14 protein-coding genes are annotated in these 14,908 nt (G+C 70.4%); 8 read left to right on the top strand and 6 right to left on the bottom strand.

Features of this window, described 5'->3' with window-relative positions:
* Positions 1-111 precede the first annotated feature (111 nt).
* Genes gap through EUA93_RS20450 form a run of 5 tightly spaced genes read left to right on the top strand, consistent with a single transcriptional unit; the run spans position 112 to position 3,816 of the window.
* Positions 112-1,107 carry a type I glyceraldehyde-3-phosphate dehydrogenase gene (gap, locus tag EUA93_RS20470; RefSeq protein WP_129402189.1) on the top strand — a complete coding sequence of 332 codons (996 nt, stop codon included), beginning with the start codon at positions 112-114 and terminating at the stop codon, positions 1,105-1,107.
* Between the two features lie 3 nt (positions 1,108-1,110).
* Positions 1,111-2,334 carry a phosphoglycerate kinase gene (locus tag EUA93_RS20465; protein WP_129402188.1) on the top strand — a complete coding sequence of 408 codons (1,224 nt, stop codon included), beginning with the start codon at positions 1,111-1,113 and terminating at the stop codon, positions 2,332-2,334.
* Between the two features lie 31 nt (positions 2,335-2,365).
* Positions 2,366-3,136, top strand: a complete 771-nt coding sequence (tpiA, locus tag EUA93_RS20460; RefSeq protein WP_129402253.1) for a triose-phosphate isomerase — start codon at positions 2,366-2,368, stop codon at positions 3,134-3,136.
* Positions 3,137-3,180: 44 nt separating this feature from the next.
* Positions 3,181-3,420, top strand: coding sequence for a preprotein translocase subunit SecG (gene secG, locus EUA93_RS20455; RefSeq protein ID WP_129402187.1), 240 nt, complete (start codon positions 3,181-3,183; stop codon positions 3,418-3,420).
* Between the two features lie 33 nt (positions 3,421-3,453).
* Positions 3,454-3,816 carry an RNA polymerase-binding protein RbpA gene (locus EUA93_RS20450; RefSeq protein WP_129402186.1) on the top strand — a complete coding sequence of 121 codons (363 nt, stop codon included), beginning with the start codon at positions 3,454-3,456 and terminating at the stop codon, positions 3,814-3,816.
* A gap of 66 nt (positions 3,817-3,882) precedes the next feature.
* Here the strand turns inward: EUA93_RS20450 and pgl are convergent, their stop codons facing one another.
* The 6 genes from pgl to tkt form a co-directional block, all read right to left on the bottom strand.
* On the bottom strand, positions 3,883-4,611 hold the full coding sequence (gene pgl / locus EUA93_RS20445; RefSeq protein ID WP_129402185.1) for a 6-phosphogluconolactonase: 729 nt from the start codon (positions 4,609-4,611) through the stop codon (positions 3,883-3,885).
* On the bottom strand, positions 4,608-5,519 hold the full coding sequence (locus EUA93_RS20440) for a glucose-6-phosphate dehydrogenase assembly protein OpcA (RefSeq protein WP_129402184.1): 912 nt from the start codon (positions 5,517-5,519) through the stop codon (positions 4,608-4,610). The genes pgl and EUA93_RS20440 overlap by 4 nt, the downstream gene beginning before the upstream one ends.
* Positions 5,520-5,592: 73 nt before the next feature.
* Complete coding sequence (gene zwf / locus EUA93_RS20435; protein ID WP_129402183.1) at positions 5,593-7,116, bottom strand: glucose-6-phosphate dehydrogenase; 1,524 nt, start codon at positions 7,114-7,116, stop codon at positions 5,593-5,595.
* Entirely contained in the window at positions 7,113-8,771 is a 1,659-nt protein-coding gene (gene pgi, locus EUA93_RS20430; RefSeq protein ID WP_129402182.1) for a glucose-6-phosphate isomerase, read from the bottom strand. The genes zwf and pgi overlap by 4 nt, the downstream gene beginning before the upstream one ends.
* On the bottom strand, positions 8,768-9,883 hold the full coding sequence (gene tal, locus EUA93_RS20425) for a transaldolase (protein WP_129402181.1): 1,116 nt from the start codon (positions 9,881-9,883) through the stop codon (positions 8,768-8,770). The genes pgi and tal overlap by 4 nt, the downstream gene beginning before the upstream one ends.
* Before the next feature lie 46 nt (positions 9,884-9,929).
* Positions 9,930-12,044, bottom strand: a complete 2,115-nt coding sequence (gene tkt, locus EUA93_RS20420) for a transketolase (RefSeq protein ID WP_129402180.1) — start codon at positions 12,042-12,044, stop codon at positions 9,930-9,932.
* A gap of 191 nt (positions 12,045-12,235) precedes the next feature.
* Between tkt and EUA93_RS20415 the strand changes: the two genes are divergently transcribed.
* The 3 genes from EUA93_RS20415 (at position 12,236) to EUA93_RS20405 (ending at position 14,899) form a co-directional block, all read left to right on the top strand.
* Positions 12,236-13,231, top strand: coding sequence for a heme o synthase (locus EUA93_RS20415; protein WP_420819086.1), 996 nt, complete (start codon positions 12,236-12,238; stop codon positions 13,229-13,231).
* A gap of 226 nt (positions 13,232-13,457) precedes the next feature.
* Positions 13,458-14,402 (top strand): hypothetical protein, encoded by a 945-nt coding sequence (locus EUA93_RS20410; RefSeq protein WP_129402178.1) that lies wholly within the window; start codon positions 13,458-13,460, stop codon positions 14,400-14,402.
* Complete coding sequence (locus tag EUA93_RS20405; protein ID WP_129402177.1) at positions 14,399-14,899, top strand: class F sortase; 501 nt, start codon at positions 14,399-14,401, stop codon at positions 14,897-14,899. The genes EUA93_RS20410 and EUA93_RS20405 overlap by 4 nt, the downstream gene beginning before the upstream one ends.
* The last annotated feature ends 9 nt before the right edge of the window (positions 14,900-14,908 follow it).

The following is a 14,908-nucleotide window of genomic DNA, read 5'->3' as shown; positions in this document are numbered from 1 at the left end:
ACGGCCACCCGTCCAGCCTTGATTCGTACCCGATAGGGTCGGTGATGCTGGTCACCGAAGGCCAGAGCTGTCAACGGGGTCACCGAAGGCCCCACACCAAGGAGACATGTCATGACTGTCCGCGTAGGCATCAACGGGTTCGGCCGCATCGGCCGCAACTTCTTCCGCGCCGTCCGCGCCTCGGGCGCCGACATCGAGATCGTCGGCGTCAACGACCTGACCGACAACGCCTCGCTCGCGCACCTGCTGAAGTACGACTCGATCCTCGGCCGCCTCGACGCCGACGTGTCGAGCGACGACACCTCGATCTTCGTCGGCGACCAGAAGATCGCCGTGTCCGCCGAGCGCGACCCCGCCAACCTCAGCTGGGGCGACCTGGGCGTCGACGTCGTCGTCGAGTCCACCGGCTTCTTCACCGACGCGACCAAGGCCAAGGCCCACGTCGACGCCGGCGCGAAGAAGGTCATCATCTCGGCGCCCGCCTCCAACGAGGACATCACGATCGTGATGGGCGTCAACGACGGCCTGTACGACCCGGCCGCGCACACGGTGATCTCCAACGCCTCCTGCACGACCAACTGCCTCGCGCCGATGGCGAAGGCCCTCCACGACGGCCTCGGCATCAACAAGGGCCTGATGACCACGATCCACGCCTACACCGCGGACCAGAACCTCCAGGACAACATTCACAAGGACCCGCGTCGCGCCCGCGCCGCCGCCCTCAACATGGTCCCGACCTCGACCGGTGCCGCGAAGGCCATCGGCCTGGTCCTGCCCGAGCTCAAGGGCAAGCTCGACGGCTACGCCATGCGCGTCCCGGTCCCGACCGGCTCGGCCACCGACCTCACCTTCGAGGCCGCGCGCGAGACGACCGTCGACGAGGTCAACGAGATCGTCAAGGCGGCCGCCGACGGTCGCTACCTGAAGTACTCGACCGACCCGATCGTCTCCACCGACATCGTCACCGACCCGGCGTCCTGCATCTTCGACGCCCCGCTGACCAAGGTCATCGGCAACCAGGTCAAGGTCCTCGGCTGGTACGACAACGAGTGGGGCTACTCCAACCGCCTCGCGGACCTGATCGTGCACGTCGGCGCGTCGCTCTGATCCATGTCGACCACGTCTGCTGGCCTCTCCTCGCTGGGTGACCTGACCGGCAAGCGCGTCCTGGTCCGCTCGGACCTGAACGTGCCCCTCGACGGCACCACCATCACCGACGACGGTCGGATCCGCGCGAGCGTGCCGACCATCCAGGAGCTGTCCGACGCGGGGGCCAAGGTGGTCGTCACCGCCCACCTCGGCCGCCCGGACGGCTCGCCCGACCCGACCTACTCCCTCGAGCCCGTCGCCGCACGGCTCTCGGAGCTGCTCGGCAAGCCGGTCGCCTTCGCGACCGACACCGTCGGTGCCAGCGCCAGCGAGACCGTCGCCGGTCTCCAGGACGGCGACGTCGCCGTCCTGGAGAACGTCCGGTTCAACGACGGCGAGACCAGCAAGGACGACGCCGTCCGCGGGGCGTTCGCCGACCAGCTCGCGCAGCTGGCCGACGTGTTCGTCTCCGACGGCTTCGGCGTCGTCCACCGCAAGCAGGCGAGCGTGTACGACGTCGCGCTGCGGCTGCCGTCCGCCATGGGCGGGCTGGTCGCGGCCGAGGTCGACGTGCTCCGCCGGCTCACCGAGCACCCGGACCGCCCCTACGTGGTGGTCCTGGGCGGCTCGAAGGTGTCCGACAAGCTCGGCGTCATCGACAACCTGATCGACAAGGCCGACAAGCTGCTCATCGGTGGCGGCATGGTCTTCACCTTCCTCAAGGCCCAGGGCCACGAGGTCGGCAAGAGCCTGCTGGAGGCCGACCAGCTCGACACCTGCACCCGCTACCTCACCGAGGCGGCGGACCGCGGGGTGGAGATCGTGCTCCCGACGGACGTCGTGGTCGACACGGCGTTCCCGTCGGGCGACCGCGAGCCCCAGCCCGTCGTCGTACCCGCCTCGGAGATCCCGGCCGACGCCCTCGGGCTCGACATCGGGCCCGAGTCGGCGGCCGCCTTCGCGGCGGCCCTGGCCGACGCGCGCACGGTCTTCTGGAACGGCCCGATGGGCGTCTTCGAGGTGGCCGCGTTCGCCGACGGCACCCGCGCCGTCGCGCAGGCCCTGACCGAGGTCACCACCTCGGGCGGGCTGTCGGTCGTCGGCGGCGGCGACTCCGCCGCGGCCGTGCGCCAGCTCGGCTTCGACGAGGCCGCGTTCGGCCACATCTCCACCGGCGGTGGCGCGTCGTTGGAGTTCCTGGAGGGCAAGGAGCTCCCGGGCATCGCTGTACTCGAGAGGGACTGAACCCGTGGCCAAGCACGACCGCACCCCGCTGATGGCGGGCAACTGGAAGATGAACCTCAACCACCAGGAAGCGGTGGTCCTGGTGCAGAAGCTGGCGTGGACGCTGTCCGACAAGCGCCACGACTACGCCAAGGCCGAGGTGGTCGTCGTCCCGCCGTTCACCGACATCCGCTCGGTGCAGACGCTGGTCGACGGCGACCGGCTCTCGGTCCGCTACGGCGCGCAGGACGTCTCCGTCCACGACAACGGCGCCTACACCGGCGAGATCTCCGCGGCCATGCTGTCCAAGCTCGGCTGCTCCTACGTCGTCGTGGGGCACTCCGAGCGCCGGATGTACCACAACGAGAGCGACGAGCTCGTCAACGCCAAGGCGCACAAGTCGCTCGCGGCCGGCATGGTCCCGATCGTGTGCGTCGGGGAGGGACTCGACGTACGACAGGCGGGCGAGCACGTGCCCTTCACGCTCTCGCAGGTCGACGGCTCGCTCGCGGGCTTCACCGCTGAGCAGGTCGCCGGTCTCGTCGTGGCCTACGAGCCCGTGTGGGCCATCGGCACCGGCGAGGTCGCCACCCCCGACGACGCCCAGGAGGTCTGCGCGGCCATCCGTGGGCGCGTGCGCGAGGTGCACGGCGACGGGGCCGCGGACGGCCTCCGGATCCTCTACGGCGGCTCCGTCAAGGCGGCCAACGTGGGCGGCATCATGGACAAGGCCGACGTCGACGGCTGCCTGGTCGGAGGCGCGAGCCTGCAGGTCGACGAGTTCGGCGGCATCTGCCGGTTCTACGACATGCCCGTCCTCTGAGGCCGCGCACCGACTTCGACGACGAGTGACGTAGGCTTCCGACCGTGATTCTGCTCTTCACCATCCTGCTCGTCATTGCGAGCGCGATCATGATCCTGCTGGTCCTCCTCCACAAGGGGCGAGGTGGCGGTCTGTCCGACATGTTCGGCGGCGGCGTCTCCAGCAGCCTGGGGGGATCGTCGGTGGCTGAGCGCAACCTCGACCGGTTCACGGTCGGCGTCGGCGTCATCTGGTTTGCCTGCATCATCGCCCTGGGCCTCCTCATGGCCTACCAGGGCAACTGATTCCCCTCTGAGACTCTTGAGAAGGAGCCCCCGGTGGCTGGTGGTGGTGGAAACGCGATCCGCGGAAGTCGGGTCGGGGCTGGCCCGATGGGTGAGGCCGAGCGCGGCGAGGCCGCGCCCCGGCAGACGGTGACGTACTTCTGCAGCCACGACCACCGCTCGGTGGTCACCTTCGCGATCGAGGCCTCCGTGCCGGACTCGTGGGACTGCCCGAAGTGCGGCCTCCCGGCCAGCCTGGACTCGGAGAACCCGCCCCCGGCGCCCAAGATCGAGCCCTACAAGACGCACCTCGCCTACGTGAAGGAGCGTCGCTCCGAGACCGAGGCGGCCGACATCCTCGACGAGGCAGTCGCCCTGCTCCGCAGCCGTCGCAAGTCCGGCGACATCATCTTCTGACCCGACGTCGGGGGATCCCCGGTCAGCACCGGTGATTCCCACGACGTCAGGCTGAGCGACCGTACGTCAGAGGGCGGAGGCCGCGTCCTCGTCGAGCCACCAGACGGTCTCCTCACCGCGGACGCCGCGGGCGGGAGTCTCCTCGATCGTCCCCTCGGGCGCGAGGGCACGCGCGACCGCCTCGGCCTTGCCCTCGCCGCTGGCGATGAACCACACCGCGCGGGACCGCTCCATCGCCTCGAAGGTGAGGCTCACCCGGTCCGGCGGCGGCTTGGGGGAGTCGTGGACGGCGATGGCGATCTCGTCACGAGCGCCGAGCGCGGGGTGCCCGGGAAACAGCGACGCGCAGTGGCCGTCGGGGCCGATGCCCAGCATCAGCACCTCGAAGGAGCCGGCACCGTGCTCGCGCATGCTGGCGCTGTACGACGACGCCGCGTCCTCGGCGCTCGCCACCTGGTCGCTGGCCGGCACCTCGTGCACGTGGGACCGGTCGACCGGGACGTGGTCGAGCAGCGCCTCACGCGCCTGGAGGGCATTGCGGTCGGGGGAGTCGGCAGGCACGAAGCGCTCGTCACCCCACCAGAACGCGACGCGCGACCAGTCGACCGACGAGTCCGGCGCCCGGCGGGCGAGCTCACGGTGCAACGCCTCGGCGATGGTGCCGCCGGTGAGGCCGATGTGGGGCACCTCGCCACGCGCCTGCGCGGCCTCGATCCGATCGAGCAGGGCGGAGGCGACGTCACCGACGAGCGAGTCGGCGTCGTCGTGGCGGCGTACCACGGGTGCGGCGGTCACTTCCTGCCCCGCAGCTTCACGAGCCGCTTGGCGACCTCGGCGTAGACGTCGTCCTCGTCGAGTCGGCGCAGCTCCTCGGCCAGCAGGGCGGGGACCTCGCGACGCTTGAGCGCGACGGGGCGATCGGGGCGGTTCGGCGAGGTGAAGGTCGCCAGGCGTCCGTCCCCTCGGGCGATCCGGATCGGGCCCTGCTTGGTGTCCATCGTGACCTCGGTGATGCCGGGGCCCTCGGAGTTGGCGCGGTCCACCGGCACCTTCAGCCGGTCGGCCAGCCACGCGACGAGCAGGTCGGCGCTGGGGCTGACGCGCTCGGCGGTGACCTTGGCGCCGGTGACCTTCAGCGGGTGCTGGTCGAGGGCCGCTGCCAACAGTGCCCGCCACGGCGTGAGGCGCGTCCAGCTGAGGTCGGTGTTGCCGGGCGCGTAGGTCTCGCACTGGGTGAGCATCGCGGTGGACTTGCCGCGGGACACCGCGGCGGAGTCGGTGATGCGCCGCTGCGCGATGGCGCCGAGCGGGTCCGACGCCGGGTCGCTCGGCGCGGACGTGGGCCACCAGATCGCCACGGGGGAGTCGGGGAGCAGCAGGGGCAGCACGACGGACTCGGCGTGCTTGACCACCTCGCCCTTGAGCCGGATCAGCGCGGTCTCACCGCCCCAGCCGTCGCCACTGCCGACCTGGGCGTTGACCTGGGCGGCTCCACGGCCGTCGCCGAGGATCACCCCGAGGACCCGCGAGGGGTGCTCGCGCGAGGCGCGCTTGGCGGCCTCCATCGCCTCGGCCGCGTCGTCCTCGGGCGCCACGATGATCAGCGTCATGACCATGCCCATGGCGGGGCTGCCGGCGCGGACGCGGGAGCGGACGAACTCGGCCGCGATCGACGACGAGTTGGTGTCGGTGAGCTCGATCATCTCGGGGTCCCCTCGGTGTTGTTCGGCGGAGGAGCGAAGCGGGGGAGGCGAAGAACAGCGTGGGGTGAGGTCATCAGGGCCTCCTCCAGGTCCGGCCGTCGCGCGCCATCATCTTGTCCGCCGACTCCGGACCCCAGGTGCCGGAGTCGTAGGGCTCGGGCCTGCCCTTCCTCGCCCAGTGCTCCATGACCGGGTCGAGGATCTTCCAGGAGAGCTCGACCTCCTCGTGCCGCGGGAAGAGCGGCGGGTCGCCGAGCAGGACGTCGAGGATGAGGCGCTCGTAGGCCTCGGCACTGGCCTCGGTGAAGGAGCCGCCGTAGGCGAAGTCCATGTTGACGTCGCGGATCTCCATCGCCGTGCCGGGCACCTTCGCGCCGAACCGCATGGTCATCCCCTCGTCGGGCTGGACCCGGATCACGAGGGCGTTCTGGGTGAGGTCCTCGGTGGCGGTGGACGTGAACGGCAGGTGGGGCGCCTTCTTGAACACCACGGCGACCTCGGTGACCCGGCGGCCCAGGCGCTTGCCGGTGCGCAGGTAGAACGGGACGCCCGCCCAGCGGCGCGTGTCGACGTTGACCGTTATCGCGGCGAAGGTCTCGGTGGTGGAGGTCTGCTTGATGCCCTCCTCCTCGAGGAAGCCGATGACCTTCTCGCCGCCGGCCCAGCCGGCCGTGTACTGGCCGCGAGCCGTCGACAGGTCGAGGCGCTGCGGCAGCTTCGCCGAGGCGAGCACCTTCTGCTTCTCGATCCGCAAGCTCTCGGCGTCGAACGCGATGGGCTCCTCCATCGCGACGAGCGCCATGAGCTGGAGGAGGTGGTTCTGGATCACGTCGCGCGCCGCGCCGATGCCGTCGTAGTAGCCGGCGCGGCCACCGATGCCGATGTCCTCGGCCATGGTGATCTGCACGTGGTCGACGTAGTTGGAGTTCCAGATCGGCTCGAACATGTTGTTGGCGAAGCGCATCGCCAGGATGTTCTGCACCGTCTCCTTGCCGAGGTAGTGGTCGATCCGGAAGACCGACCCCGACGGGAAGACGCCGGCGAGCGTCGCGTTGAGCTCGCGGGCCGACTCGAGGTCGTGCCCGAACGGCTTCTCCACCACCACCCGGCGCCACTGGTCGGGGCCTGGGTCGGCGAGGCCGTGCTCCTTGAGCTGGCCCACGACGGTGCCGAAGAACGCCGGCGGGATGGCGAGGTAGAACGCCATGTTGCCGCCGGTGCCGCGCAGCTGGTCCAGCTCCTCGACGGTGCGGCGCAGGTTGTCGAAGGCGTCGTCGTCGTCGAAGTTGCCGGGGACGAAGCGGAAGCCCTCGGACAGCTGCTTCCAGACCTCCTCGCGGAACGGCGTGCGCGCGTGCTCCTTGACCGCGTCGTGCACGATCTGCGCGAAGTCCTGGTCGGCCCAGTCGCGTCGCGCGAAGCCGACGAGGCTGAAGCCGGGCGGCAGGAGACCGCGGTTGGCGAGGTCGTAGATCGCCGGCATGACCTTCTTGCGCGACAGGTCACCGGTGACGCCGAAGAGCACCATCCCGCACGGGCCGGCGATGCGGGGCAGCCGCCGGTCCTGCGGGTCGCGCAGGGGGTTGGTGTAGGTCATCGGCCTCGGTGCTCCTGGTAGTAGCGGATGAGCGACTGGGTGGACGCGTCCTGCTCGGCGGCGACGGCGGCGTCACCGGACACGGCAGGGCGCAGCTGCTGGGCGAGCTGCTTGCCCAGCTCGACGCCCCACTGGTCGAAGCTGTCGATGCCCCACACCGCGCCCTCGACGAAGGTGATGTGCTCGTAGAGCGCGACCAGCTGCCCGAGCACGCCCGGCGTCAGCTCCGGCGCCATGATCGAGGTGGTCGGCCGGTTGCCCGGGAACGTGCGCGCGGACACCAGCTCCTCGGCGACGCCCTCGGCACGCACCTCGTCGGCGGTCTTGCCGAAGGCGAGCGCCTTGGTCTGTGCGAAGAAGTTCGCCAGGAAGAGCTCGTGCACGTCCGTGTCGCCGTCCTGGAGCGCGTACGCCGGCCGCGCGAAGGCGATGAAGTCGGCCGGGACGAGCCGCGTCCCCTGGTGGATCAGCTGGTAGAAGGCGTGCTGGCCGTTGGTGCCCGGCTCGCCCCAGAAGACCTCGCCGGTGTCGTAGCCGACCGCGGTGCCGTCCCAGCGCACGCCCTTGCCGTTGGACTCCATCGTGAGCTGCTGGAGGTAGGCCGGGAAGCGGTGCAGCAGCTGGGAGTAGGGGAGGACCGCGTGGGTGTGGGCGCCGAGGAAGTTGACGTACCAGACGTTGAGCAGCCCCATCAGCAACGGCACGTTGGAGTCGGCGGGCGTCGTGCGGAAGTGCTCGTCGACGGTGTGGAAGCCGGCGAGCATCTCGGCGAAGCGATCGGGCCCGATCGCGATCACGAGCGAGAGCCCGATCGCGGAGTCCATCGAGTAGCGCCCGCCGACCCAGTCCCAGAAGCCGAACGCGTTGGCGGGGTCGATGCCGAAGTCCGCGACCTTGTCGAGCGCGGTCGAGACGGCGACGAAGTGCTGCGCGACGGCGGCTTCCCGGTCGGCGTCGTCGGGCAGGTGGTCGAGGAGCCAGGAACGGCACAGCCGTGCGTTGGTCAGCGTCTCGAGGGTGCCGAAGGTCTTGCTGGAGACGATGAAGAGGGTCGTCTCCGGGTCGAGGCCCTTCAGCTCCTGCCCGGCGTCGGTCGGGTCGATGTTGCTGATGAACCGGCAGGTGAGCCCGTCCTGGTGGTAGGGCTCGAGGGCCTCGTAGGCCATCACCGGTCCGAGGTCGGAGCCGCCGATGCCGATGTTGACGACCGTCTCGATGCGCTTGCCGGTGACGCCCGTCCACTCTCCCGACCGCACCTGTGCGGCGAAGGCGTACACGCGGTCCAGCACCTCGTGGACGTCGGCCACCACGTCCTGGCCGTCGACGGACAGGGACGCGTCGGCGGGCAGCCGCAGGGCGGTGTGCAGGACGGCCCGGTCCTCGGTGGTGTTGACGTGCGTGCCCGCGAACATCGCGTCGCGCCGCTCGACGACGCCGGTCTCGGCGGCGAGGTCGAGCAGGCGCGCACGCACGTCGTCGCGCAGGAACGTCTTCGACAGGTCGACGTGCAGGTCGCCCACCGGGCGGGTCAGGGACGACGTCCGGCCGGCGTCGTCGTCGAACCAGCCGCGCAGGTCGGGCGTGAAGCCGGCCGCGAGCGCGGCCAGCGCGTCCCAGGCCGGCGTCGTGGTCGGATCCACCGGCCCGTCCGTCACGACCGCGCTGCCTCGAGCGACGCGGCCAGCGTGGTCTGGAGCTCGTCCCACGCGACGAGGAACTTCTCCACGCCCTCCTGGAGCAGCACCTCGATCACGTCGTCGTAGTCGATGCCCGCGTCGGCCAGCGCCTGCATGTGCGCCGCGGCGTCGTCGTAGAACGGCCGCACCCGGTCGCCGCGCACCTCGCCGTGGTCGGCGACCGCGTCGAGGGTCTTCTCCGGCATGGTGTTGACGGTGTCCTCGACGACGAGGTCGACGACGTACATCGTGTCGTCGTAGTCGGGGTTCTTCACGCCGGTCGAGGCCCACAGGGGCCGCTGCTTGCGGGCACCCTCGGCCTCGAGCGCCTCCCAGCGCTCGCCGGCGAAGAACTCCTCGTAGAGCTTGAAGGCCAGGCGCGCGTTGGCGACGCCCGCCTTGCCGCGCAGGGCCGGGTCGGTGCCGGGACCCTCCGTGGTGGCCTCGAGGCGCTTGTCGATCTCGCCGTCGACGCGCGAGACGAAGAACGACGCCACCGAGTGGATGTCGGCGAGCGCGTGGCCGTTGGCCAGCGCCTTCTCCAGACCGGCGACGTAGGCCTCCATCACGTTGCGGTACTGCTCCAGGCCGAAGATCAGCGTGACGTTGACCGAGATGCCGGCGGCGATCGTCTCGGTGATGGCCGGCCACCCCTCCTTGGTCCCGGGGATCTTGATGAGCAGGTTGGGCTGGTCGACGATGCGCCAGAGCTCGGCCGCCTCCGCGACGGTCTGCTCGGTGTCGTGCGCCAGACCGGGGGAGACCTCGATCGACACGCGACCGTCCACTCCGTCGGTCACGTCGAAGACGGGCCGCAGCACCTTGCACGCCTCGCGGACGTCGTCGGTGGTGATGGTCTGGGTGGCCTTCTCGACGTCGGCACCGGCGGCCGCGAGCTCGCGGACCTGCGGGTCGTAGCGCTCGCCGTCGGCCAGCGCGGCCTGGAAGATCGCCGGGTTGGACGTCACGCCGACGACGTTGCTGTTCTCGACCAGGTCGGCGAGGTTGCCCGTCTGGAGGCGTTCGCGGGAGAGGTCGTCGAGCCAGATGGACACCCCGGCGTCAGCCAGGGCCTTGAGACGGTCGTTCATGGAGTGCCTCCGGTGTCAGTCGTACGTCGAACGTGGTCGGTGGGTGTCAGGCGGTGACGACGGCGATGCTGTCGCGCGCCGCGTCGGCGACCGCCTGGGCGGTGACGCCGAACTCGGTGTAGATCCGGGCGTAGTCGGCCGAGGCGCCGTAGTGGTCGATGGAGACGATCCGGCCGTTGTCGCCGACGATCTCGCGCCAGCCCTGCCTGACACCGGCCTCGACGGAGACCCGGGCCTTGACGGTGGGCGGCAGCACGAGGTCGCGGTAGGACTCGTCCTGCTCCTCGAACCACTCCAGGCACGGCATCGAGACCACGCGGGCGTCGACGCCGTCCTCGGCGAGCAGGCGCCTGGCCTCGACGGCGAGCTGCACCTCGGACCCGGTGCCGACCAGGATCACGTCGGGCGTGCCCTTGTCGGAGTCCAGGAGGACGTAGGCGCCGCGCGCCACACCCTCGGTGGACGCGAAGCCCTCCTCGCCCCGCGGGAAGACCGGCACGTTCTGGCGGGTCAGTGCGAGGGCCGCCGGGGTGTCGGTGCGCTCGAGGATGGTCTGCCAGGCGGCGACGGTCTCGTTCGCGTCCGCCGGTCGTACGACGTCGAGCCCGGGCATCGCCCGCAGCGCGGCGAGGTGCTCGATGGGCTGGTGCGTCGGGCCGTCCTCGCCGAGGCCGATCGAGTCGTGGGTCCAGACGTAGGTCACCGGCAGCTTGCTGAGGGCGGCCACGCGGACGGAGCCCCGCATGTAGTCGGAGAAGGTGAGGAACGTGCCACCGAAGACGCGCGTGAGCCGGTCGGCCGCGATGCCGTTCATGATCGCGCCCATGCCGTGCTCGCGGATGCCGAAGTGGAGGACCCGGCCCTGGAACGGATCGGTGCTCCACTCGCCCACCTCGGCGACCTCGGGGCCGACGGACGGGGCACTGGTGATCGTGGTGTTGTTGGAGCCGGCGAGGTCGGCCGAGCCGCCCCACAGCTCGGGCAGCACCGGCGCGAGGGCGTTGATCACCTTGCCGGACGCCGAGCGGGTCGCGACGCCCTTCGCATCGGCGGGGAACGTCGGCAGCGCGTCGGCGAGGCCGACCGGCATCTCCCGGCGCTTCAGCCGGTGCAGCAGCTCGGCCGACTCGGGGTGCTCGGCGGCCCAGGCGGTGTAACGCTCGTCCCACTCCGCACCCCACGCGGAGCCGCGCTCGCGCAGCTGACGGGTGTGCTCGAGGACGCCCGTCGGGACCTCGAAGGTCCGGTCGGGGTCGAAGCCCAGCACCTTCTTGGTGGCCGCGACCTCGTCGGCGCCGAGTGCGCTGCCGTGGGCGGCCTCGGTGCCCTGGGCGTTCGGTGCCGGCCAGGCGATGACCGTGTCGAGGACGATCAGCGACGGCTGATCGCCCTTCGCGTGTGCCTTGCGGATGGCGGAGTAGAGGGCGGGGACGTCCTCGACGTAGTCGGTCCCACCGTTGGTCCAGTCGACCGTCTGCACGTGCCAGCCGTAGGCCTCGTAGCGCTTGGCCACGTCCTCGGTGAAGGCGATGTCGGTGTCGCCCTCGATCGAGATGCGGTTGCGGTCGTAGATGACGGTGAGGTTGCCGAGCTTCTGCGTGCCGGCGATGGAGCTGGCCTCGGAGCTCACTCCCTCCTCGAGGTCGCCGTCGGAGGCGATCGCGTAGACCTGGTGGTCGAACAGGCTCTCACCGGCAGCGGCGTCGGGGTCGAGCATGCCGTGCACCCGGCGGCCGGACAGCGCCATGCCGACCGCGTTGCCGACGCCCTGGCCGAGCGGGCCGGTCGTCACCTCGACGCCGGCGGTGTGGCCGAGCTCGGGGTGGCCGGGGGTCTTCGAGCCCCACGTGCGCAGCGCCTTGATGTCGTCGAGCTCGAGGCCGTAGCCGCCGAGGAAGAGCTGGAGGTAGAGCGAGATGCTGGAGTGGCCGCAGGACAGGACGAAGCGGTCGCGGGCGATCCACTCCGGGTCGGCCGGGTCGTGGCGCATCACCTTCTGGAAGAGGAGGTACGCCGCCGGCGCGAGGCTCATGGCGGTGCCGGGGTGGCCGTTGCCGACCTTCTGCACTGCGTCCATCGCCAGCACGCGGACGGTGTCGACGGCCTTGTCGTCGATCTCGGTCCACTCGAGGGTGGCGGGCAGGGCGGACTTCTCGGTCAACGCAGTTCCTCTCGATGGCGTTTCGGGGCCAGGTGCGGGAAGGGAGTGCGGGATCACAGGTCCCTCTGGGTGGCCTCGACTGCGAGCCTATCCCCGTGGCCGCGTAGACTCGACCCCGCCTGAGGGTGGTCCCGGACACTGGATTCCGGGCGCTGAGGACAGCCCCTTACGCTTCGAAGAGTTCGCGTCCCATCCACCGTCAGTCCGAGGTTCCCACCGTGTCCCACGCCGGCCCGCACGCTGCTGCGTCCGACCGGCAGTCGACCGGTGACGACGGTGCCCAGCAGGAGGGCCCGAAGACCTGGCGCGACGTCGTCGGCGCCTACGTCGGGCTGACCAAGCCGCGGGTCATCGAGCTGCTGCTCCTGACGACCGTGCCGGTGATGTTCTTCGCCGAGCGCGGCATCCCGGCCCTCGGCCTCGTCGCCGCGACCGTCGTCGGCGGCGCGCTGTCGGCGGGATCGGCGTCGGCCTACAACTGCGTCTACGACCGCGACATCGACGAGCAGATGCGCCGCACCCGGCGCCGGGCGCTCCCGCGCCACATCGTTTCGCCCACCTCGGCCCTGGTCTTCGCGACCGTGCTGGCCGTGCTCTCCACGGTCGTGCTGGCGCTGTGGGTCAACTACCTCTCGGCCGCGCTGTCGCTGGGCGCCAACGCGTTCTACGTCTTCGTCTACACGATGCTGCTCAAGCGCCGCACGACCCAGAACATCGTCTGGGGCGGCCTGGCCGGGTGCTTCCCGGCGCTGATCGGCTGGACGGCGGTGACCGGCGAGCTGGCCTGGACGCCGGTGGTCCTGTTCCTGGTCGTCTTCTTCTGGACGCCTCCGCACACGTGGGCGCTGGCCCTGCGCTACCGCGAGGACTACCGCAACGTCGACGTCCCGATGCTGCCCGTGGTCAAGCCGGCCGCCGAGGTCGGTCGGCAGATCGTGGTCTACAGCTGGGTGATGGTCGCGACGTCCCTGCTGCTCTGGCCGGTGGCCGGCACGAGCCTGGTCTACCCGATCGCGGTCGCCGTCCTCGGCGTGGTGTTCCTGGTCGAGGCGCACCGCATGTGGCGGCGCGCGAAGGCGTCGGACGTGCTGAGCGAGATCAACCCGATGCGCCTCTTCCACGCCTCGAATCTTTACCTTTCCCTGGTGTTCGTCGCGGTTGCCCTGGACCCCCTGCTGTCGCGCTAGCGCATCCCTGTGGGTTTCGCGTGGGAATGACCAAGTCTTTAGGCCATCTTGAGGTGTCCTTGCGTGCCTGCGCTCGTCGTACCCCGTTAGATCGATAGATGGGGTGGCATCGGGTCGCCCCGACACAGGGAAACCTTTTTTGGGGGTAGTGCACGACATGGATTCAGCACGCGTGGGAGTGGCCGTGGGGACGGCCGAGGGGAACGCGGCCTTGCTACCGCGAACGGTGTCGAGGGTCCTGACCCTCGTCCTGGCCGTCGGCTTCGCCGTCGTCGGCATCGCTGGTGCAGCAAGCGCGCACCACAACACGATCACCGGATCGGTGATCTGCAAGACCGGTGGCGGCTGGGCCGTCACCTGGAGCGTCGTCAACAGCGAGACGTTGACCGAGACCATCACGGCGTCCAACCGGACGAACGCGGTGCCGGTCGGCTCGCAGCTGACCAACCGCCAGACCAGGAACTTCACCGAGACCATCACGACCAAGCCCACCTCGGCGGTGGCCCTGACGCTCAGCGGCAAGTGGACCAACGGCCAGACGGCCACCAACACCGGCAGCATCGACGTCGCGAAGTTCTCCGACGCGTGCAACGTGACCACCGTCGAGAAGCCGGCCGTGCCGGTCGTCGACGACTGCGGCCCGGGCAACGCCCACTACGGCACGGTCCCCTCGGGCCCGTGGACCTCGGTCGTCAACCCGGACGGCAGCCTGACGGTCACCGCCACCCCGGGCTACCAGTTCACCGGTGGCACGACGTCCTTCACCCTGCCGGTCCTCGTGGACAGCAACGTGCCGTGCCCGAGCACGCCGCCCACGACGACTCCGCCGACCGAGCAGCCGCCGGTCATCACCCCGCCGGTGGTGCAGACGCCGCCGGAGGTCCTTCCCGCGCAGGTGCGCGTGGTGCAGGCCGCGGCGAAGAAGATCGACAAGTGCGGCACCCGCAGTGACCTGTTCAAGGTCGTCAAGCGTGCCGGCGTCATCTACAAGGCCAACGGCAAGATCGTCCAGAAGGGCGTCTGGATCAAGGCGAAGTCCCGCACCGTCACGATCAAGGCGATCGCGGCCGACCAGGGCTTCCGCCTCAAGGGTCAGCAGACCTGGAAGATGACGTTCACGACCAAGGCGTGCGCCCAGGCTCCTCAGGTCGCACCCGCGACCGGCGGGTGAGCCTTCGCTCGATCCTGGCGCGGCTGGCCGTGGTCCTCACGGTCTGCGCACCGCTCGTGATCGGTCAGGGTGCGGTGGCCCACGCGGCCGCCGCCCCTGACCGGCTGCGCATCGCCGCGACCGGCACGGACGCCAGGATCATCAAGGTCCCCGCCCGCAACGACACGCTCGCCGTCGGTCACCAGCTGCGCGGCGCGGTCTACACCTGGTCCCAGGGCGACCCGCCCTGCGACCCGACCGGCAGCACGGTCTACGCCGGACACGCCTGGCGTGCCGGCAACGGCGTCGCGGATCGTTGGGGTCAGCTGCGCCGCGGCGACGTGGTCCGCGTGGCGGGCTGCCGCTTCGAGGTCACCAAGCGCGAGTTCTGGTCGGCCTCGCGCCGGATGGGCTCGCTCTACTCGGTCCACGGCCCGGCACGCATCGTGCTGGTCGCCTGCAAGGCCGACGACTACTCCCGCCGTACGGTGGTCTTCGCCCGCAAGATCGGGCGCTGACACCCCGGC

It is taken from the genome of Nocardioides oleivorans (assembly GCF_004137255.1).
In the GTDB taxonomy this organism is placed as follows: domain Bacteria; phylum Actinomycetota; class Actinomycetes; order Propionibacteriales; family Nocardioidaceae; genus Nocardioides; species Nocardioides oleivorans.
This window is presented reverse-complemented; position numbering and strand designations above follow the sequence as displayed.

Bases quoted from the DNA above. Each gene is read 5' to 3' on its own strand.
- gap (WP_129402189.1), top strand. From the start codon at position 112: ATGACTGTCCGCGTAGGCATCAACGGGTTCGGCCGCATCGGCCGCAAC.
- EUA93_RS20465 (WP_129402188.1), top strand. From the start codon at position 1,111: ATGTCGACCACGTCTGCTGGCCTCTCCTCGCTGGGTGACCTGACCGGC.
- tpiA (WP_129402253.1), top strand. From the start codon at position 2,366: ATGGCGGGCAACTGGAAGATGAACCTCAACCACCAGGAAGCGGTGGTC.
- EUA93_RS20440 (WP_129402184.1), bottom strand. From the start codon at position 5,519: ATGATCGAGCTCACCGACACCAACTCGTCGTCGATCGCGGCCGAGTTC.
- zwf (WP_129402183.1), bottom strand. From the start codon at position 7,116: ATGACCTACACCAACCCCCTGCGCGACCCGCAGGACCGGCGGCTGCCC.
- tal (WP_129402181.1), bottom strand. From the start codon at position 9,883: ATGAACGACCGTCTCAAGGCCCTGGCTGACGCCGGGGTGTCCATCTGG.